We start from the raw sequence: 23,318 nt of genomic DNA, 5'->3' as shown, positions 1-23,318 counted from the left end.
TTACTATACTCACAATGCATACATTACCAAAACTTAATGAACATTGTATGACCTACGATTGTATGCAAGTTTAGTATAACACAAAAGTCCACCTTATCACATGCTCGGTCCCCCGATGAACACGAGAGCATGATAGAAGGTGGACTTATTATATGTCTAATCTAAATTAGATTGAAGATTAGCGGTGAATGTAAACGTCTACACGACGGTTTTCAGCTTTACCAGCTGCAGTGGAGTTAGTTGCCACTGGTTTAGTGTCGCCATTAGCGATACCGATGAAACGATCAGCAGATACGCCGTTGTTTACTAAGTATTGAGCTACGTATTGTACGCGGCGTTCGGACAAGCCAACATTGTATTGAGGAGTTGCGTCAGTATCAGCATTACCCAACAATTTGATTTGATCTTGAGAGTATTGGTTAGCAGCGTTTACAGCAGCTGTCAAGTTTGGATATTGGTCTGCACGAGCTACATCTTGGTCGGAATCGAAGTAGATGGATTGTACATAGTAATCCAATTTAGGAGTTTTGTATACAGGAGCTTCTACTACAGGAGCTGGAGCTGGAGTGTATACAGGAGCTGGAGCTGGAGTTGCTACAGGAGCTACTGTTTTGTGACCACCAAAGCGGTAGGACAAGCCAACTACAGGACCTTGGAAGGAGATATTTTCCTTATCTGCATGTTTTGTATTGATATAACGGTAACCAGCGTTGATATCCAAATCTTCATTCACTTTGTAACCTAAACCAGCTTCCCAAGTGGAAGTTTTCTTAGTACCTACACCAGCTTTACCATACACTTCTACTTTAGAGCCAAGGTTAGCTTTACCAATTACACCTGCTTGTGCAATGTTGTTAGCTTTAGCGAAGTCATCGCCAGAGATGTGAGCATAACCACCATATACAGCGAAGTTTTTATTCAAAGATTGAACCAAGTTTACTTCGTGCATTTTGTCGCTATAACCAATGCCGCCCAATTTGTCGTTCAAACCATGGTAACCATATTGAATAGCAGTTTTATCAGACAAAGCATAAGTCAAACCACCATCAAAGTTCCATTTTGCATCAGCATTGAAGTGTTCAGTTTTTGCTTTAGAATGAGCTGCACCAAGATCAACTTGGAACTCACCTTTGTTGAATTGAGTTTGTGGAGTTGCACCTGCTACAGATACGCCTACAGCAGCAACTGCCAATAAAGCTAATAATCTTTTGTTCATTATAATTCCCTCCAATAAAAGCCCATAACAATACACAGGGCCTTGGTAATAATATACTTTCATTTTACACAACTTTTCGATAAATTTCAATATCTTTTATGAATTTACCATGAGAATTTCGAAATATATCTATATGTAGATGTTATATATTTTAACTTCATAACCACTACTATCGTTATATTCTAGGAATATACTATGTCTAATCATAAGATTGATAAATTTATGCTTTATCCTTTTAAGATATATCTTAGATTTATATTAAAGTATCTTTAAGATTAACAGGATAAAGGAAAACGCCTACAGTATATAATGTAGGCGTTTCCTTTTAAATTAGTTTTATATTAAATTAGTCTTCTTTTACAGAAAACCATGCACGATGAAATACGGCTGCAATCACACCACCTACTAAAGGAGCAACGATGAAGAGCCATACGCCGATGGATACCTTCATGAACTCAAAAGGCATGCGTTCCCTCTCTTAAGGGTATTCATGTTACTCTCATTAGTATAAATATTTTCTAAATTATATCAACGACTTTTTTTCGATATAATTTTACAAAATATTATTCTGTATCCCCTAATTATATATCATGACGTTTCTCACACATTAAATTCTATAGAATATGCTATACTGTTATTATATTTTGTAGAAATTACTATTGTATGTGCAGTTATAGAAGTATGTACAGTTATATAGAAGTATATATAGTTATAAGGAGCTATATAGGAGGAACCATGAGTAAAACAGCTTATATTGTACGTCATATTAACTTTGAAAATGCCGGTATTTTAGAGTCCGTCTTAATAAATCGAGGATTTGAGCTAACATACATTGAAGCGCCCCTTGTCAACTTTGAACACTATGATGCGACAGAAGCTGATTTAGTCATCGTCTGTGGAGCCCCTATTGGCGCATATGACGAACAGCTCTACCCATTCTTAACTGATGAAATCAAATTTATTACAGATCGTATAAATAGTAAAAAGCCATTACTTGGCATCTGTTTAGGTGCCCAACTCATATCCCGTATTATGGGAGGTCACGTAGGTCCTATGAAGCATGGGAAAAAAGAAATTGGCTTTGGTCCGTTAGAATATACTCCTGAAGGCGCCTCCTCCCCATTGGCATTACTAGGCAATGTACCGGTTCTTCACTGGCATGGCGATGAATTTGAAATCCCTAAAGGTGCTGTGAGACTTGCTAAAACAGAACTATGCAAAAATCAAGCATTCTCCGTAGGCACTCACATTCTAGGCCTTCAATTTCATATGGAGGCTGATCCTGCATTCATTGAAAGTTGGCTTGTGGGCCATTGTGCAGAGCTTTCTAACGCAGGTATCGATATTTCTAGACTCAGAGAAGAGGCTAAGCAGCTACGCCAAGAATTACCAGCTGCAGGAAAAGCAGCATGTATTGCTTGGCTTGAACAAAACCATTTATAAAAGTAAAAACCGCCTTAGTAAAACTAAGGCGGTTTTTACTTGTTTCTTATATATATCCCTTACATATATACACGAAATCATGGATTTCAGGTCCGATAACACATTCCCCAATGTGTCATTTTTTCCACATTTCGTATTGTACATCAAACAAATTGAATAGGCAAGAAGTTTTTCATAAACTTTTCATAAATTATTCTATTTTTTTCAATATAGCTAGTAATCTTAAATAAAACATTGTAGATTCTATCTATATTAAAGCTATATATCGAATAATTTAAACTTTAGATTTTATATGAAAATCCATCGCATAAATGATATTCAAAATTAATATTTTGAATACTAATCAGTAAGATTAAACAATTTTATGCTGCCATGTACCTCGAACAAATCGGAAATAGGAGCAACATAATCGTAAGGACTGGTCAAAGCACAAGGATAACCATGCGCCTAAAAGCCCTAAACCTAATGTAATACACAATAGGTATGTAATGATAGGCCGAATAATAGCTACACTAACAAGGGAATATTTCATAATATAATATGTATCTCCTGCCCCTTTTAGCACCCCAGAGTAAACTTGCTGCAATGCTTGAGGGAATGCAGCAATAGCCATAATCCCCATTAAGGCACCAGCTAACGTAACGACTTCACTTTCACGTGTATATAACTGTACCAATAAATCACCAGGGCCAATAAATATGAGTGCACTTACGAGACCTACTACGAGACCAATACGAGCACCAATTTTACCATACATATTCGCAATATCTGGTCGCTTATGTCCAAGGTTTTGCCCCGTATGAGAGGCCCCTGCAAAGCCAAGTCCCATAGCAAAGTAATAGAATATATCCATCAAATTCATACACACATAGTGTGCTGCTAATGGTACCGCCCCTAAGGACGCAACGATCATTGTGTACGTATACATACCAAATCGTTCAAAGAACTGTTCCCCTAATGAACTACCACCTACGTGGAACATAGTGTGCAAAACGGTTCGTTCAAACTTCCACTTTGAAGGATGTCGCAACGTTAATCCTGTAGTAGTATGTTGTGAAATCGTACGCAGTAATAATATAGCAATAACAGCACTACTAATCATTGTCGAAACACCAGCGCCCATGACACCGAGTTCAGGAAAGAAACCAATACCATAAATCAAGAAGAAGTTCATTATAGTATTTAAAATATTACCTACTACATTGGACTTAAAAATAACCTTGGTATTACCATACCCAATAAGAGCGGCCCCTACAATTTGACTAAAAGATTGGAATATTAGACTAATGACAACAAAACGGCCATACCAGACAGCCGTTTCTATATAGCCGTCTTCGGCACCTGTAAAGCGTAAGATATGCTCTAAATTAAAGAAACATATTGCCAATAAAGGTACATAAATCAAGAAATTCAAGAGTATGGATTGCTTAAGAACGGCATTCATACCATCAACTTCACTTTCACCGTGGCGGCGAGCTATAATAGCCGTTACCGCAATCGACAAGGCACGACAGAATATGAGCATCACCATCTCTGGCTGCCCCATAATACCAACTGAGGCAAGTGCGGAGGCACCGAGGGCCCCTACCATGGCTAAATCAATAGCTGTCATAAACTGCAGCATCAAACCTTGTAATGTAGCAGGCCAAGCTATTTTCAAATAATTGCCATACATCTGCTTTGTTGTACCTACAGGACCTAATCGTTCTGTAGCGGGCAACATTGCATCAATGGACAACCATCGTTGTATGCGGTCTAACATAGTAACTCCTATTCATGCAAGATCGTATAAGATTGAGCTATCTATTAGCCCCAATATCTTCTGTATTATATCACAAGAATATATGAAAAGTCATTCATATATTATAATTATATTTAATAATCTATATCAAAATCGCAAAAGAACCTCTTATAGCGTCTGAATATACCCTACCAGGTATTCCAACATATAAGAGGTTCTTTTAATTTTCAGAAAATATTATATCAGTCTATCATACGAAATTAATTATCAATTATCAACCTTTGGATGCCAACAATTGACTAACTGCTGCACGCAAGTCTTCTAAGCCTTGTTTAGTTTCAGCTAGTTCTTGACGTTGACGCTCATTTTCAGCTTCCAACGTATTGAGACGAGCCGCTTGATCTGCGATAACAGTTTTTTGTTCACTATTTTCTTTTTTGAGACTAGATACTTCATCTTGCATTACATACACAGAGCTAATAGGGCCTGCTTTGTAACGATCAGGAATATTTTTCTTTTCTGGGCTAGAGCCAAATTTGTGAGTTACACCTGCATTGACCATATTGCGGTTTGCACCAAGAGATACGCCAACATTGAACATTGTATCTTCATTTGTATAATGTGCAAGACCTAAGGCCGCTGCTGTTTCACCGCGATAGTTACCAACACCAGCCATCACTTGAGTTGGTTCCAATGGGTCATATTGGATTGGTTTCAACGCTGCCATTGCTGCTGCATGCGCACCTACGCGTTGTACCTCACCTGCTACTTGACCAATAGCATCGCCGATTCTAGCATTAGATGCTTTCAACTGACTAACATTAACAGCATCAGTATCATCTGTACCAGGTGCAATACCTTTAAGTTGGTTATTACCATTATTAAGGCCATCCTTAGTCAAGGAAATAGTGCCTGCATTTGGATTATTAGGATTTGCACTGCCTGGTGTAATTGTTATGCCATTACCATCTGTAACAGTTGTGTTACCTGCTGCATCTTTAAATGTAGCAGACTTCATATCCTTGAGTTCAGGATTTACTGCATAACTAATTGTTTTACCTGCTTGGCTAACCATCATATTATTGCCCGCTTTGAAAGTAACTGTTTCATCAGTTTTTACTTTTTCAGCTGTTGCAGTTGGTGTGCTGTTAATCCCAGAGCCTTCTGTACCAATAGTTGCATTCCAGCCAGCATTTTCAACGGCAGATTTAACTTGATTTTCCGTAGCAGCACGGCCAGACTCAATGTTATTTGGATCCCAAGTTTTATTAGTTAATCCTGTAACAACACCATCTTTGCCATTTACAGCAACAGGGTTATTTCCACCTGTAGTAATGATGCCATCTTTACCATCGATACCTACAGTACCAATTGTAGCCTTGCCATCCTTACCATCAAGAGCAATCTTATCGCCAGCTTTTACAGAACCATTTTTGCCATCGATAGCAACTGCATTAGCACCATCACCAGCCTTGATTGTGCCAGTTGTACCATCTACAGTAACTGCCTTAGTTGGATCTGTACCCAATGTAACCTTATCATTCAACTTGTTATCGTAAATAATATGTCCATCAGCGGCAGTTGTTTTAGTCAATACAATATTGCCTGTAGTACTACCAGCACTTTCACCACCATTAGCAGTCAATTCTGTTTTAGACGCCTTAGACTTAGCCTCTAATTGACGTACATTGACAGCATCTGTGTCATCTGTACCATCTGCAATATTAGAAATCTTATTGCCACCATTATTGAGGCCATCTTTAGTTAAGGATACAGGATTTTTACCAGCTGCAGTAATAGTTACACCATCTTTAGTAAGAGCTGTGTTATTACCATTGCCATCATCGATAACTGTACTATCTGCTGTAGAAGTATTTGTTTTTGTACCATCTGTAATCTTAGTACCATCTGCAGTTGTTGCGGTAGACTTAGTGCCATCTGCTACTGTGTTACCAGCTGCAGTAGATGTATTTGTTTGAGTACCAGCAGTTTGTGTAATGGAATCACCATTGATAACAGTTGTATTATTACCAGTACCGTTGAAGCTTGCAGAGTTCATGTTCACAAGGTCTTTATTCAAAGAATATGTGAAGTCACGCTCATTTTGGTTGATGGTGATATTTTCACCAGCAATCATCTTAACCTTTGCATCTTTACCTACTTTGGCATCTGATTTAGTACCAGTTTGTTTACCAGATGTAGCAGCATCTTTGTCTGCTGTAATTTGCCATGTTTGGTTAGCTGCGGCATCAGCTACTACTTTCAATTGATCCTCGGTAGCAGCACGGCCAGATACAGCATTACCATCCCAAGTCGTATTAGCGAGTCCTGTTACATGGTTATTTGTACCATCTACTGTAACGCCACCGATATTAGCAGCTTTACCTGTAATAGTACCAGTAGTACCATCTAAAGTTACCGCCTTATTACCACCTGTTGTAATTGTATTATTTACACCATCGATAGCTGCACTACCAATAGTAGCCTTACCAGCTGTACCATCAATAACAATGGCATTAGCACCAGTACCAAATGTCAATGTATCATTAAGTTTTACATTATATACTGTATGACCATCTGCAGCAGTTGTAGATGTTAATTTTACATTGCCAGTTGTTGCGTTAGCCGCTTCATCATCATTAGCAGTAATTTCTGTTTTAGATGCTTTTTTAGAGGCATTAATAGCATCTGCTACATTCTTAGCTGTTGCCACACCATCAGTAGCAGGGCCTGTAATAGTGCCATCTGTACCAGCTGTAATAGCCGCTGTTTTTACATCATATTTAACAACGCCTACATCATCAATAGTAGCAGTTGTTAACGTGCCATCTTTAAAGTTCAAGCCATCTGCTAAGGATACTTGTTTTGCAGTACCATCATTTGCTTTATAAGACAATTTAGTCTTCGTAGCAACTTTAGCGCCATCAATAGTTACCTTGTAATCCTTAGTTGTACCATCTGCACTTGGCGTTCCTGTAACAGTCAACGGATTATCCGCATCAGTTGTATCAGTACTTACTGTAACTGCACTTACCGCAGATTTCTTAACCTCTGCTTCGGATACTTTTACAGTTAAGTTTTTACCATCTGCATCTGTAGTTACGTATTTACCGTCACCTTTGATGCCCAATGTATCATCTTTAAGATTTACTATACCGGCAGATGTATTAGTATCGCCAGCAAATTTCAAGTTAATAGCATCAGTGCTTGCTTTAGCAGCCTTATTAATAGCATCTGCTACATTTTTAGCTGTTGCTAAGCCATCATCACCTGTTACAGATGCTGCACCTGTAGTGGCATTGCTATCGATAGTAGCACGTTTTGTAGACACCTCTAAAGTATCACCATTCATCTTCGTAGAAATGAAATCACCAGTAGCACCTTTTACATTGAATGCTACATCACCATCTTTTAAAGATTGGCTAGAGGTTGTGCCACTATCTGCACCAAGGGACACTTTACGGCTCACAGCCGCTGCAGCATCATTGATCTTGGTCTTAGTATCATCATTAATATCAAATGTTACCTTACCATCATTATCTACAGTAGCTTTTGTCATTGTGCCATCTACAAAGTCTAAGCCTTTAGATAATTTAACGGACTTAGCATCTGTATCAGCTGCAGTATTAGCACGGTATGTTAACGTTTGGCTTGCTACAGTATCTTTCAACTGTTTTACATTTACCGCATCAGTATCATCTGTACCTTCTGCAACCTCTTTAATTTTGTTGCCACCAGCGTTGATTTCATCAAGAGTAAATTGAACCTCTTTACCTGCTGCAGATTGGAGTACAATACCTTGTGCAGTTTGATAGGAAGTATTTTTATTCTCATCAGTGAAAGTAAGATCACGAGATGTAAGTGCACTATTATTAGGACCTGCTTGAACTGATACAGTATCTAAACCAACATACGTTTGGGCCTCATTAGCACCAGTTGCACCATTCGTAAATCGCAATCGATCACTATCAATAGAAGATCCAGCACCTACATTATCTTTAAACTCAGCTCTATAGGCTTTGATGATACCAGTACTACCATCTAAGGAAATTGTTTCTCCTCTTGGATTAGTAAGAGATATGGAACTCAGATCTGTAAGATTTTTATTTAACGTAGTAGCAATATTTTTACCAGTTTGTGTAACTGTAATATTGTTATCACCAGTAAAGTCTACAGTGTCGCCACCGGCTACAGTAGTCGGTGTATCACCATTAGCAGATAGTTTCCATGCTGCACCATCTTTAGCTTGGCTAGCCGCTTTGTTAATAGCATCGGCCACGTTCTTAGCAGTTGCTAAACCATCATCACCGGTAACAGAGGCAGTACCTGCAGCATCACTGTTAATAGTAGAACGTTTTGTAGAAACTTCTACAGTATCGCCATTCATCTTTGTAGAAATGAAATCACCAGTCGCAGCTTTTACATTAAACGCTACATCGCCATCTTTTAAAGATTGACTAGATGGTGTACCACTATCTGCACCAAGGGAAATATTACGAGCTACTGCATTAGAAGAATTATCAACTTTAGTTTTAGTATCTGCATCTAAACCAACTGTAATAGTTTGACCATTTACAGTTGCAGTTACACCATTTGTACCAGCTACATTAAGTTTTTGGTTTTTAAGATCAATAGTACCGTTATTTGTACCATCTGTAATATTTAGGTTTTGAGACAAGTTAGCAACAGCTTGCTTTACATCACCAATATTTGCTGCATTGGAATCAGTTGTACCACCACTAGCAACATTAGTAATTGTTTTGTTACCACCGTTGATACCATCAGTTTTATCAATGGAGATACCCCCTACAGTTACTTTATCTGTTGTAATGCCAGTACCTGTAATAGCAGTCGTACCATTTGTTAAACCAGATGTGTTCATTACTGTATTGCCAGCTGTAATGGAATCTACTGTAAGATCTTTCTTCGTAGCTACAGTGATTTTCTTTTTATCTGTGCCATCTTGAGTGATTAAAATATTATCACCATTGATAAGATCTACTGTGTCCCCACCTTGAACAGATGTTTTATCAGTTGTGCTGGAATTTGTTGTAAGATTCCATGCCGCACCAGCTTTAGCTGCATCAGCTGCTTTATTGATAGCATCGGCTACATTTTTAGATGTTGCTAAGCCATCATCGCCTGTTACAGATGCTGCGCCTGTATTAGCATCACTAGTAATTGCCGCACGCTTAGTTGAAATTTCAACAGTGTTACCATTCATCTTCGTAGATACTAAGTCACCTGTCGCACCTTTCACATTGAATGCCACATCACCATCTTTTAAGGATTGGCTAGATGCTGTGCCGCTATCTGCACCAAGAGAGATGTTACGAGCTACTGCTGTGGACGCATTATCTACTTTAGTTTTTGTAGTTGCATCAAGACCTACTGTAACAGTTTGGCCATTTACAGTTGTAGTTACACCATTTGTACCGGAAACAGTAAGTTTTTGATTCTTAAGATTTACAGTACCATCTGTAGCACCATCAGAAACAGTAAGATTTTGAGACAAACCATCTACAGCTTTATTGATAGAGTCCGCTACATTTTTAGCAGTCGCTAAACCATCTGTAGGGCTATTTACTTTAGCTTTACCATCAGCATCATTTGTAATAGTTTCAGTAGCAGTAGAAATAGTTACATTACCATTTGTACCTACCGTAGCTTTTGTAAAAGTACCATCTGTAAAGTTTAAACCATTTGCAAGGGATACTTTATTTGCATTGGCACCATTAGCTTTGTATGTTAATTGTGTTTGATTAGCTAACTTCGTAGTATCGATACCAATAGCATAATCTTTAGAATTAGTACCTGCTGTTGGTGTTACAGTAATAGGATTATCCGCTGGTGTAGCTTTACTTACCGTTACAGCAGCTACAGCTAAATCCTTAACCTTAGCTGGATCAACAGATACTTGAACACCTGTAGTAGAGGCCTTTGTAGTAACTAAATTACTATCGCCATATACTTTGAATGTTGCATCGCCATCTTTTAAATATTTTAAGCCTGTAGTACCAGTATCACCAGTTAAGCCAATACCTTTAGTCGTAGCATTTGCAGTATTGCTATCTAGGCCAACCACAAGAGTGCCATTATTTGTACCAACTAAATCAGTTCTAATACCATTAGCACCGATTACTTTAAGTGGACTTTCACTAAGCTTAACAGTACCAGCTTTAGAATTTGTATCTAGTTTTAATGTAACAGCATCTACAGCATTCTTTACATCTGTAATGTTTGCTGCATTAGTACCTATATTACCACCGCTAGAAACATTTGTAATTTGCTGTCCCCCTGCACTAATAGAGTCGGTACCAAACTTAACAGTTCTTGTACCATTTTTCGCCGTTAAGCCATCACCAGTAATGGTTACATTTTTAGGACCCGTAGGTGAACCAATTTGTAATGTTGTATTACTTAACACATTATTGCCAGCTGTAAAAGATTGGCCTGTGAAAGATCTACCTGAAACAGCACCGTTTGAACCATCTAGAGTAATTTGATTACCACCAGAAGAAACGGTAACAGATCTATTAGCTTTCACAGTATCTACAGTAATCGCCTTATTCAAAGAAGTAGTAATTTTTTTGCCACTACGAGTTACTGTAATATTGTTGTCCCCACCAAAGATTACAGTATCTGATTTATTGATTACTTCAGGAGCTGTAGAAGTATTGTCAGCAGCTAATTTCCAATGATATGCATTAGCAGAAATAGCTTTATTGATTGCATCTGCTACATTCTTAGAGTCAGCCATGCCTGTAGCATTTGCAGAAGCTTGACCATTTGTGACATCAATATTTTGTGTTTTACCAGAAATTGTAAGGTTCTGACCGTTGGCAGATGTTGTAATATATGTATTATCGCCCTTAAGACCTAATGTACTATTTGCAATATTCACATTGCCAGTATTTACATTACCAGAGAACGCAAGGTTAACACTCTTTAATTGGGCTACGTTAACTGCATCTGTATCTCTTATACCCGCTGCGAGGCCTGTAAGTTGACGTGTTACAGTACTACCATTACCAATAGAAACGGCACCTGTTGTACTAGTAAGTACATTGCCATTCAAACCAGAATAAACATCTGTACGGTTTGTATTAGGATTATAACCCTTATTAGCAGTACCGCCTGCTACATCAGCAACGGAATCACGCCCTAAGGCAACACCACCATCAACGGTAACGCTAGAATCAGGACCAATAGCAACAGATTTAACTGCACTTGCATTAGCTCTAGTACCAATAGCAATAGAATGTTGAGATGTGGAATTAACGCGACTACCTATGGCAATTGATTCTAAACCATTAGCTGTCGTAGCAGAGCCGATTGCAAGAGCTCTATTGCCTGTAGCTTTCGTTGGCGTAGATCCATATGAACCAATGGCAATAGTTCCATCATCATTGGCTGTAGCACTAGCACCTAACGCCACAGAGTTAGCACCTTTAGCAGTTACATTCATACCAGCAGCAACACTGTTAAAGGCAATCGACTGAGCAGCTTGACCAACTGCGACACCGCCTAAATCAGACTTAGTTCCATTAGTACCAACAGCAACACCATTTGCACCTTTTGAAGTGGTAAAAGCACCGATAGCTATACCACTCTCGCCTGTGACAGAACTTTTTCTACCGATGGCAATACTGTTATCTGCACTTGAAGAGCTCTCGCCCCCAATAGCGACACCATACTGATTAGTCGCATTGGCTAACATACCGATACCAACACCTGCAGTTCCACCAGCCTTTGCCCTAGATCCCAATGCAGTAGAGGATCCACCAGATGCAACAGTACCATGGCCAAATGCAGTGGCATCATTATTAGATGCAGTGGCATCAGCACCTAAAGCACTAGCATAGTTCCCTGTTGCCTTAGTACCATAACCAACTGCCACAGCAGCATCCTCGGACGCAACGGATTTAGCACCTACTGCTGTGGCATTACCAACAGCGCTAGCCTCAGCACCTAAAGTACTCGCATATCTACCTTTAGCTTCAGCACTAATACCAACAGCTACAGACCTATCACCAGTAGCACTAGTCTTAGAGCCTAACGCTGTAGCACTATCAGCTTCTGCTTTAGCTGATAGCCCCAATGCAACTGTAGAATAACCGTTTGCCTTAGCACCAGCACCAACTGCGGTTGCAGGTAAAGCAGCAGGAGTTACTTCTGGTGCTGTTGCTTTACTTTTATACCCAATAGCGATAGATTGATTGCTACCAGATTGAGCTTCATTACCGATGGCAAGGCCATTAGTTAAGCCTGTTACGCCTACAGTACCACCTTCTAGTGTCCCAGTTGATCTATCTGCTGCAGATACATCAACTACACCAACTTGCATTGCCAAGGCAGCTAAGATACTTGCTACTACAATTTTCTTTTTCCCTGTTTTATTTTTTGCCATTTCAGATACTACAACGTAGCACTGTTTGGACTTAGACCAAATTACTTTAAATATTTTATTCATATGTTTTCCTCTTCTAAATTACTAACCCTCAACTATATGAATTATATGTTCCATACTTCTCTCAGTCTGGAAATAATGAAAGCTACATAGCTTTACATTTATAAAAACCTATCTTTAATTCTACCATAATTTATCTAATTTTCTCAATTTAAAAGTGTAATTTTTGGATATTTACTATTATCTCAATTATGCATAGAGTATGCTTAAACACGCAGTATCATCATAATTCATTTATAATTCACCTTAATAAATTGCATATTATATGAATTTTTATGCTTCTAATTGAGAACAAAAAGAATATTAGATTTCATTACAAAATTAATCATCGTCTAAAAATATTCATAAATTATTCATTATATACAGTTTTATCGACAGTTTTATTAATTATTAAATTAGAATTTTCAGACTATTTTATTTTACAGATATAGCTTTAATAAACTATTTTTGTTTTCATACTAAAAAGAGCCTCCTCTTTCGAGGAAGGCTCTTTCTAGTTTTACATATCCATTCACGGGATATACATAGTTCTAACTATATGTACAATATGATTATGCTTTATTTGCCAACAATTGGTTAACTGCTGCTTTCAACGCATCAATTTCAGATTGTTGTTGTTCAAGCTTGGATTTGTACTCTTCATTTTGGTTACGTAAGTGACTTACTTCATCTTGCATTACGTAGATAGAGCTAATAGGACCAGCTTTATAACGTTCTGGAATCGCATCTTTTCTATCACGGCTACCACCAAATTTATGAGTTACACCAGCATTAATCATGTTATGGCTAGAACCAAGTGTAACACCAATATTAAACATTGTATCTTCAGTTTTGTAATGGGCAAGACCGATTGCACCCGCTGTTTCACCACGGTAGTTACCAATACCAGCCATGATTTGTGTTGGTTCCAATGGATCGTATTGGATTGGTTTCAACGCTGCCATAGCTGCCGCATGAGCACCAACACGTTGTGTTTCAACGCCTACATCGTTAATAGCTTGTTGTAAACCAGCTTTAGCTGCTTTCAATTGGCTAACGTTTACTGCATCTGTATCGGCTGTACCAGGTGCTACACCATGAATTTGGTTACCACCATTATTTAAGCCGTTTACAGTAAGAGATACAGGGCTAGCTGCTGCATTTGCAGGAGTGATAGTCATACCTGCACCGTTAACTGTTGTAGAGTTACCAGCTGCATCTTTTACAGTTGTACCAGCAGGAGTAATCTTAGTGGATGGACCATTTTCATCACCTACAGTTACACTGTTAAGACCTTTCACGTCTTTAGCTAGGCTATATGTGAAAGTAGTACCGTCTTGTTTAACCTCAAGATTATCACCGGCTTGGAATTTAACAGTATCGCCGCCTTGTACTTTTTCAACAGTACCGCCAGCTGCAGTTACATTCCATGCAGATAGATCTTTAACTTGTTGTTTACCAGCAGGTGTTAAGTTGCTCAAGTCTTGATTTGCTGCATTATCGATTTTTGCTTTTGTTGCATCATCGATTTTAACAGTTACATCTTCACCATTAGCTACCGTTGTTAAACCGTTTTCGCCTTTGATGTTGAATTTCACATCACCAGTGCTCAAGGATTTTTCATCAGTAGAACCCGTGTTACCACCTAAGGAAATCTTACGACCGATAGCTTCTGTGTTTTTATCGATTTGAGCTTTGTTTGCTGCAATATCACCAGCATTTTTAGTGATGTTAGCTTTGTTTGCTTCTACTTGGTCATCAACGGCTTTCAATTGATCTTCAGTTGCTGCACGACCAGATACAGGTTGTGTTTGACCTGGAACCCAAGTTTTATTTGTTAAACCAGTCACTTCTGGTGTTTCTACACCATCAGTTGCTTTTACTTTTGGAGCTGTAATTGTATCATTTGCAGTTACAGTATCGAAAGTAACATCTTTCTTAGTAGCAATTGTGAAGTCTTTACCATTTTGAGTAATGGAGATGTTATCACCATCGATGAATTTAACTGTGTTACCACCTTCAACTTTTTCAGCTGTACCATTGTTAGCCACTACATTCCATGCAGATAAATCTTTAACTTGTTGTTTACCAGCATCTGTTAAGTTGCTCAAATCAGTATTTGCTGCATTGTTGATTTTGTTTGCAGTATCATCGTCCAATTTAACAGTTACGTCTTCACCATTAGCTTCAGTAACGATACCATTTTGACCTTTGATATTGAATTTCACATCACCTGTGCTCAAGGATTTTTTATCTGTATCGCCATTATCACTGCCTAAGGAAATCTTACGAGCGATAGCTGTTGTATTTTTATCAATTTGTTCTTTATTTGCCGCAATATTATCTTTGTTAGTTTTAATATCGTCAGCATTCTTAGTGATGTTAGCTTTATTTGCTGCTACTTGATCATCAACTGCTTTCAATTGATCTTCAGTGGCTGCACGACCAGATACAGGTGTTGTTTGGCCTGGTACCCAAGTTTTATTTGTTAAACCACTTACTTCTGGAGCTGTAATTTTTTGGTTTGCTGTAACGTTATCAAATGTTACATCTTTCTTTGTGGCAACAGTGAACTCTTTACCATTTTGTGTAATGGAAACATTATCACCATCGATAAATTTAACTGTATCGCCACCTTGAACCTTTTCAGCAGTACCGTTGTTAGCTACTACATTCCAAGCTGCTAAATCTTTAACTTGTTGTTCACCAGCTGGAGTCAAGTTGCTCAAGTCTTTATTTGCTGCATTATCGATTTTATCTTTTGTAGCATCGTCCAATTTAACAGTTACATCTACGCCATTAGCTGCAGTAGTAATGCCATTTTCACCTTTAATATTGAACTTCACATCACCTGTGCTCAAAGATTTTTCATCTGTATCACCATCATCACTGCCTAAGGAGATTTTACGAGCAATAGCTGTTGTATTTTGATCAATATTAGCTTTATTTGTAGCAATATCGTCGGCATTTTTATTGATAGCTGTTGTATTATCTGCGATTTTTTGCTTGTTATCAGCAATATCGCCGGCATTTTTAGCAATATTTGTTTTATTTGTTGCAATATCACCAGTATTTTGAGTGATATTATCTTTGTTTTCTTTAACTTGATCGTCAACAGCTTTCAATTGATCTTCAGTTGCTGCACGACCAGATGTAATGTTATTTGGATCCCAAGTTTTATTAGTTAAACCAGTTACTTGAGGCGTTTCCACACCAGTTGTAGCTTTAACTTTTGGAGCTGTAATAGTGTCGTTAGCCGTTACCGTATTGAATGTTACATCTGGCTTAGTAGCGAATGTGAAATCTTTACCAGATTGAGTAATGAGAATATTATCACCATTAATGTATTTAACAGTGTCGCCACCTTTAACATCTTCAGCAGTACCATTATTAGCAACTACTTTCCAAGCAGCTAAATCTTTAACTTTTTGCTCACCTGTTGGATTCAAATTACTCAAGTCTTTATCAGCAGCGTTATCAATTTTATCTTTAGTAGCTGTATCAAGTTTAACTGTTACATTATCATCCTTAGCTTCAGTAGTAAGGCCGTTTTCACCCTTAATATTGAATTTCACATCAGCTGTGCTTAAAGATTTTTCAGTCGTAGTACCAGTGTTACCACCTAAGGAGATTTTACGAGCGATTGCTGTTGTATTTTTATCGATTGCTGTTTTATTATCAGCAATATTTTGTTTATTAGTAGCTACTTGATTATCAACTTGTTTCAATTGATCTTCTGTAGCCGCACGACCAGGTACAGGTGTTGTTTGACCTGGAGTCCAGTCTCTATTAGTTAAGCCTGTTACTTGAGGTGTTACTACGCCTGTTGTAGCGTTCACAGTTGGAGCTGTAATTGCTTGCGTAGCTGTTATGTTATCAAATGTAACGTTTTTCTTTGTGGCAATTGTAAAGTTTTTACCAGCTTGTGTAATTTCGATGTTATCACCATCGATGAACTTAACAGTGTCGCCACCTTTAACATCTTCAGCAGTACCACTGTTAGCAACCACTTTCCAAGCAGCTAGATCTTTAACCTTTTGCTCACCTGCTGGATTCAAATTGCTCAAATCTTTGTCAGCAGCGTTATCGATTTTATCTTTAGTAGTATCATCAAGTTTAACAGTTACATCATCGCCAGAAGCAACCGTAGTTAAACCATTAGCACCTTTAACATTGAATTTTACATCGCCTGCGCTCAAAGATTTCTCTGCAGTAGAACCACTATTACCACCTAAGGAAATTTTACGAGCAATTGCAGTTTTGTTAGCTTCTGCTTTAGCGTCTGTTTTCTTCAATTGAGATACATTGACAGCATCTTTATCTGCTACACCATCAGCTACGTTAGTAACTTTCATATCGCCTGCATTGATGCCTTTGTCGCCATCAATTTTTACAGTTGGATTACCTGCAGCATTGTTGAAAGATGCACTGTTCAAGCCAGTAAGCTCTTTCTTCAAGGACACAGTGATATTTTTATCATTTCTAGCAACTGTAATATTATCATCGCCAGAGAAATCTACTTTATTACCTTTTTCAACGGTTGCTGTTGTCGCTTCACCATTAGCAGATAAGTTCCAACTGGAAGAACTATTAGCAACTGCTTGATTAATTGCATCAGCTACGTTTTGAGCATCTGCCATGCCTGCAGTTGCAGAAGCAACACCATTAGTTACAGTAATATCTTGTTTTTTACCAGCAATAGTAATTTTCTTACCATTAGCTGTAGTTGTAATATATGTATCGTCACCATTTACAGCTAATTTACTGTTAGCAAGGTTTACGTCACCAGAACCAGTGTCACCTGTGAAAGCAAGGTTTACACTCTTCAATTGTGCTACGTTGACTGCATCTGTATCAGCCGTACCAGCAGCTACATAGTTAATTTGACGAGTTTGACCTGTTGTACCAACAGCAACGCCACCCAATGTAGATGTTAACGTTGCACCAGTTAAGTTAGCATATGTATCAGTACGACCAGTATTAGCATTATAACCTGCTACACCAGCTGCAGTACTAGCAACAGACTTAGAACCTATTGCAACACCATCAGCAGTTGTAGCACTAGCACCATCACCAATAGCAATCGATTTAGCTGCACTTGCGTTAGATCTAGTACCGATAGCAATACCATCATTCTCTGATACTGAGCTTTTTCTACCAATAGCAATACTGTTATCTGCAGTGGAAGAGCTTTCTCCGCCAATAGCAATACTATAATCTTTAGTTGCATTGGCTAACATACCGATACCAACACCTGCAGTTCCAGCGGCCTTTGCTCTGGATCCCAATGCAGTAGAGGATGCACCAGATGCAGCAGTACCATGACCAATTGCGGTAGACTCAATATTGGAAGCTATCGCATCAGCCCCAAAAGCACTGGCATTGCCATCTGTTGCCTTAGCACCATGACCAACTGCCACAGTATCATCCTCGGACGCAATGGAGTTAGCACCTAACGCTGTAGCATTTGCCGATGTAGCTTGTGCTGATAACCCCAATGCAACTGTAGATCGACCTGTTGTACTTGCACCATCACCAATAGCTACAGAGCTTGTTGCAGCCGTATCTGTAGATGCATTAGGACCAATAGCAATAGCGTTATTAGCTTTTGCACCAGTGTTGTCTTTATTTGGAGTATCAGTAGATTTAATAGATACATATTTATAAGCAATTTGATCCACGATAGCAGCTAACTGAGAGCCGTTGATGGCATCTGTAGAAGTAGCACTTACTTCACCAGGAGCGACGTTTTTTAACTGACGTTCATAGCCTTCAGCACCGAAGGATACAACATCACCTTCTAACGTTTTGTCACCACCAGCCCATGTTGCTGTAATACCATTTGACAATGTATAGCTAGATTGTTTAGTACCTGCCTTATCTGTAGTAGAACCGCCACCTAAAGCGACAGAGTTATCACGATTTGCTTTAGCGCCTGTACCAATAGCGATGGCATTTGTTACAGAGTCATTATCAGCACCACTTGTATTAACACCTGTCAAAGCACCAGCGATACGGTTTTTAGAGTCAGCGCCAGTACCAATAGCAATACCAGCATTACCAGATTGCCCTTTAGTACCCACTGTGATACCGATATGGTCTGCTGTAGCATTATTATAATCACGCCACTTAATTTCATATCCTGTTAAATCTTTAACAGCAGCAGAAACGGTCCCAACTTTAGCTTTCCCTGTATTAATATCGGTATAAACTGCTCTAGTATTCGTCATTCTATCAGCATCGTCACCGCCAATAACAATTGAGGAGTGACCAATGGCTTTAGTATTACCACCAATAGCAATACTTTGGTCACCTATAACGGTAGCCCCTTGCCCCGGTAATGCACCACCACCAATGGCAATACCTTGTGAAAAATTAGTACCAGCTTCGTTTACCGTCGCACCAGTACCAATAGCAATCGCAGTACCACCATTTGCTATGGAATTTTTACCTACAGCAACACTTGGTGTATTACTATATAGACCTTTTGAATAAGCATTTTGACCAATAGCAACCCCACCACCAGCAGTCTCTGCTTTTGCAGCAGTACCAATTACAACAGCATCACTAGTAGTAGCTTTTACATTTGTACCTAAAGCAACTGCATTTACACCTGTAACACTAGCACTGTTACCTAAACCGACTGCATTGGCACCTGTAACAGTAGCACTATCACCAAAAGCTACAGATGCACCACCAGTAGATGTAGGCACCTCGTTTACAGCCAATGCTACATTAGCATTAGTCATAGCTAATGCTGCAAAGATACCAGCCACAACAATTTTCTTTTTACCGCTATTGTTTTTAGCGAATTCAGATACTACTACGTAGCAATTTTTGGATTTGTTCCAAACCACTTTAAAAATCTTGTTCATTCATTTCTCCTTTAAACTACTATAAAGCTCTCAAACTTCTATATAACAAATAATCTCAATTTCAAGTTTTTCGATATAGTTAGTATACCAAATTTTTCGATATGCTTGCAACCCCTTTTCACTAATATTTCATTTTTGGAATACCCATTGCAAATACAGCAATAATGGGAGTTCTTTAACCCCATTATAAAACAAAACCTAATAATTGGGGTGATTTTATACCATAATTTAGAAGAGAAGATGAATTTAAACTCACATTTTAACTTTTCTCATATAAATATAATTGATAAATTATAAAAATAATTGTCAAAACGCCTTATATAGCTACATTCTAATAACCCCACCTATTTTACAGCACTATATTTCATTAAATTTTTATAAATTAGAATTTCAGTCAAATTGAGATAAATTAGCAGCCAAAAACAAAAATAACGTCTAAAGAATAATCTCTTTTAGACGTTATTTTTTATATGACATTATTTAATTTAAATATATAAGCACTTTGTTCATGTGCTAATTCGATACGCTTCTGTAATCGTTCTATATACGCTCGGTATATGTCTTGCGCTTCATCAATAGACACGATATTAAAGTTAATCCCATCCCCTACCGGCAATTGGCTAAGCCGAGGTAGGTCTGCGGTAATGATAGTGCCTATTTTTGTATAGCCCCCTGTTGTTTGGCGATCTGCCATGAGGACAATGGGATGTCCATTCGATGGCACTTGGATAGAGCCAAATACGGCACCATCAGAAATAATATCTGCACTGTCTACGTGTTCAATTTCAGGACCATCTAAGCGGAAACCCATACGGTCACATTCTACAGTCAGTGTATAGATATTATCACTAAAGGTCTTGATTCCCTTCTCGGTGAAATGTTTTGCCTGATCACCTAATACAACGCGTAATGGTTCATGACATTCACGGCCCCCACGGTTATATAAGGCGGTATTGAATAGAGTATGCCCTTCACCACGGTAATCGCAGACATGCACTTCATCTCTGATAAACGCTTTGATGCCAAGTTCATCGCCCTTTTGTAATGGTCGCCCCTCAAGGCCCCCAATTTTCGCCTTTGTATGGGTCGATACACTGCCGTTGATGCTTGGCACGTCGATACCTCCAGAGAAAGAAATGTACATGCGCACGCCACATTGGCTAAAACCACCGGAAATGACATCGCCGTCGTGACATACAAATGGAATATATCTCGGTACTCGTACACTATTGATGGTTGGTTCCATGTCGGCCCCTGTGAAAGCAACGATACATGTGCCTTTCACGGTGAGTGTAGGCGGCAGTAATGTGCACTCTAAGGCACCTACCGTTTCTACATTACCTACCAGCGCTTGCCCCAAGAGATAGCTTTCACTATCCATAGGACCTGCTACAGGCATACCATATTGTTGGAACCCAACGCGACCTTTATCTTGAATGGTAGTGTACATGCCAGGTGCATTTACGTAGATAGATAATTTATTAAACTCATTAATAGCCACGCAACTCACCTACCTCTACTTCATACATGGATGGCGCATAGTCCGCCCCCAATGCGTTAATACGATTATATTCCGCTTCATCTATCGGCACATAGCGCACATAGTCGCCAGCACTCAATAGCGCCGCTTGTTTCTTGGACATGTCATACATGGTTACCGGTGTACGGCCAATGATTTGCCAGCCCCCTGGAGAGTCGGATGGATACGTGCCAGTTTGTTCCCCTGCAATGCCTACAGAACCTGCAGGTATCAATGTTCTTGGTGAGGACAAACGAGGCGTTGCAATGCATGGATCCATGCCGCCCAAATAGGTAAACCCAGGAATGAAGCCAAGCATATATACCAAGTAATCTGTACCACTATGAATGGCTACAACCTCATCTTCAGTTAGATTATTATGAGAGGCTACAAAACCAAGGTCTGGACCAAACTCACCACCGTACACGGTAGGAATTTCCACGACGGTAACAAGTTCATTAGCATTATCTGTTATAGTCTGCTCCAATGTAGGCTCAATGATGTTACACAATTCTTCATAGGAGTATAGCATAGCATCATATTGCAAAAGCAATGCACAATAGGTAGGTACTAATTCAATAATCCCCTCTAGATTTAGCTCTTGAATTCGCTCTATCGTTTGACGAATATGTCGATTAATCTTTGGATCGATGACTTGACCAAAATCAATAGAGATAGCGCAATCCCCTACAGGTGAAATTATAGGTTTCATAGGTATCTCCTTCCTAAAACCAGAAAGAACCATTACCTTCAAACGAAAATAATGGTACTTTCATAATTATCAAATTAACCAAGTAATTTAGCAATGCCTTGTAAGGATGTAACGCCGATATAAGCTGTTACAAGTACTACAATCCATCCTGTATAGTATAACAGTTTATTATGTTTGTAGTCTCCTACGATTGCAGATTTATGAGTAGCAAAGAGCATTACTGCCAATGTAATCGGCAAGATTAAGCCGTTTACGGAGCCAGCCAAAATCAACAAGGATGCTGGTTTACCAATGAAGATCAAAATACATGTAGAAACGAAGATAAATGTCATAATAGTCAATTTTTCATTTCTTTCTACTACTTTGAACAATGTTTTTAAGAAGGATACAGATGTATACGCTGCACCTACTACAGATGTTAAGGCCGCACAGAAGAATACGATACCGAATAATTTATGACCGATTTCGCCAGCCCCTAAAAGGAATGCAGAACCAGCTGGATCTTTAGGATCTAACGCAAAGCCCATGGATACAACACCAAGAACCGCTAAGAATAGTAATATACGAACTACCGCATCTACAGACATACCCATGAATGCTGCTCGGCGCACATCTTTCAAGTGCTCTTGACCAGTAATACCAGCATCGATAAGACGATGACCACCAGAAAATGTAATATAACCGCCTACAGTACCACCGATAAGAGTTATGGTAGCAAGCCATGGATAATGCGTTGGTGCCACCGCATGAGTAACCGCTTCAGCCACAGGTGGATTTGTAGAGAATGCTACATAGCCAATCAATACTAACATAACAGTGCCAAGAATTTTAGCTGTGTTGTCTAGTACACCACCCATTTTTGGAGATGCGAACAATAGAATACCCAAGATACCACTGATACCCGCTGCAGTCGTTGTATCAATACCAAATACAATATTTAGGCCCATAGACGCGCCCCCAATATTACCAATATTGAAAGCAAGACCGCCAAGGGAAATTAAGAATGCTACGAAGTAGCCAAGACCTGGCAATACTTTATTGGCAATATCTTGACCGCGCATTTTAGATACGCCAATGATTGTCCACACATTAAGCTGTGCAATAATTGAAAAAATAACAGACACAATGATGGCAAATGCAAAATCTGCTTTTAAGTCATTTGTAAATGCCGCCGTTTGTAACATAAAGCCTGGCCCAATAGAGGACGTGGCCATCAAGAAAGCTGCCCCTAAGAGGACAGATAAGCTCGCTTTACCTGCAATTGGTTTCATAAGAACCTCCACACAATAATTTACTTATTAACTATCTATTATGTACTTACTATTTATTACGTATTTGCTATGTATTTTCTATGTATCACTTA

8 protein-coding genes are annotated in these 23,318 nt (G+C 38.8%); 1 reads left to right on the top strand and 7 read right to left on the bottom strand.

Annotated elements, in window-relative coordinates; genetic code table 11:
- Window positions 1-178: 178 nt before the first annotated feature.
- Complete coding sequence (locus EL171_RS02165) at window positions 179-1,216, bottom strand: OmpA family protein (RefSeq protein ID WP_039969636.1); 1,038 nt, start codon at window positions 1,214-1,216, stop codon at window positions 179-181.
- A gap of 735 nt (window positions 1,217-1,951) precedes the next feature.
- Between EL171_RS02165 and EL171_RS02160 the strand changes: the two genes are divergently transcribed.
- Entirely contained in the window at window positions 1,952-2,659 is a 708-nt protein-coding gene (locus EL171_RS02160) for a glutamine amidotransferase (RefSeq protein ID WP_039969634.1), read from the top strand.
- 352 nt (window positions 2,660-3,011) lie between these two features.
- Here EL171_RS02160 and EL171_RS02155 read toward each other — a convergent pair whose 3' ends face one another.
- From EL171_RS02155 to EL171_RS02130, 6 genes are all read right to left on the bottom strand, one after another.
- A complete protein-coding gene (locus EL171_RS02155; protein ID WP_005388015.1) occupies window positions 3,012-4,421 on the bottom strand; it encodes an MATE family efflux transporter in 1,410 nt (469 codons plus the stop codon).
- Between the two features lie 253 nt (window positions 4,422-4,674).
- Entirely contained in the window at window positions 4,675-12,873 is an 8,199-nt protein-coding gene (locus tag EL171_RS02150; RefSeq protein ID WP_005388014.1) for a YadA-like family protein, read from the bottom strand.
- Between the two features lie 548 nt (window positions 12,874-13,421).
- The gene (locus EL171_RS02145) at window positions 13,422-19,724 is read right to left on the bottom strand and encodes an ESPR-type extended signal peptide-containing protein (protein WP_005388012.1); all 6,303 of its coding nucleotides are present in this window, start codon (window positions 19,722-19,724) and stop codon (window positions 13,422-13,424) included.
- Between the two features lie 466 nt (window positions 19,725-20,190).
- Window positions 20,191-21,174 (bottom strand): 5-oxoprolinase subunit C family protein, encoded by a 984-nt coding sequence (locus tag EL171_RS02140; protein WP_422822134.1) that lies wholly within the window; start codon window positions 21,172-21,174, stop codon window positions 20,191-20,193.
- 40 nt (window positions 21,175-21,214) lie between these two features.
- On the bottom strand, window positions 21,215-21,955 hold the full coding sequence (gene pxpB, locus EL171_RS02135) for a 5-oxoprolinase subunit PxpB (RefSeq protein WP_039969629.1): 741 nt from the start codon (window positions 21,953-21,955) through the stop codon (window positions 21,215-21,217).
- A gap of 74 nt (window positions 21,956-22,029) precedes the next feature.
- Window positions 22,030-23,226, bottom strand: a complete 1,197-nt coding sequence (locus EL171_RS02130) for an NRAMP family divalent metal transporter (protein WP_039969626.1) — start codon at window positions 23,224-23,226, stop codon at window positions 22,030-22,032.
- Between the last annotated feature and the right edge of the window lie 92 nt (window positions 23,227-23,318).

It is taken from the genome of Veillonella dispar (assembly GCF_900637515.1).
In the GTDB taxonomy this organism is placed as follows: Bacteria; Bacillota; Negativicutes; order Veillonellales; family Veillonellaceae; genus Veillonella; species Veillonella dispar.
Note: the sequence above shows the minus strand (reverse complement) of the source record. Positions and strands in the feature narration are given on the sequence as shown.

What these genes read in the sequence shown, in the direction of transcription:
- EL171_RS02165 (WP_039969636.1), bottom strand. Translation starts at nt 1,216, where the DNA reads ATGAACAAAAGATTATTAGCTTTATTGGCAGTTGCTGCTGTAGGCGTA.
- EL171_RS02160 (WP_039969634.1), top strand. Translation starts at nt 1,952, where the DNA reads ATGAGTAAAACAGCTTATATTGTACGTCATATTAACTTTGAAAATGCC.
- EL171_RS02155 (WP_005388015.1), bottom strand. Translation starts at nt 4,421, where the DNA reads ATGTTAGACCGCATACAACGATGGTTGTCCATTGATGCAATGTTGCCC.
- EL171_RS02150 (WP_005388014.1), bottom strand. Translation starts at nt 12,873, where the DNA reads ATGAATAAAATATTTAAAGTAATTTGGTCTAAGTCCAAACAGTGCTAC.
- EL171_RS02145 (WP_005388012.1), bottom strand. Translation starts at nt 19,724, where the DNA reads ATGAACAAGATTTTTAAAGTGGTTTGGAACAAATCCAAAAATTGCTAC.
- EL171_RS02140 (WP_422822134.1), bottom strand. Translation starts at nt 21,174, where the DNA reads ATGTACACTACCATTCAAGATAAAGGTCGCGTTGGGTTCCAACAATAT.
- pxpB (WP_039969629.1), bottom strand. Translation starts at nt 21,955, where the DNA reads ATGAAACCTATAATTTCACCTGTAGGGGATTGCGCTATCTCTATTGAT.
- EL171_RS02130 (WP_039969626.1), bottom strand. Translation starts at nt 23,226, where the DNA reads ATGAAACCAATTGCAGGTAAAGCGAGCTTATCTGTCCTCTTAGGGGCA.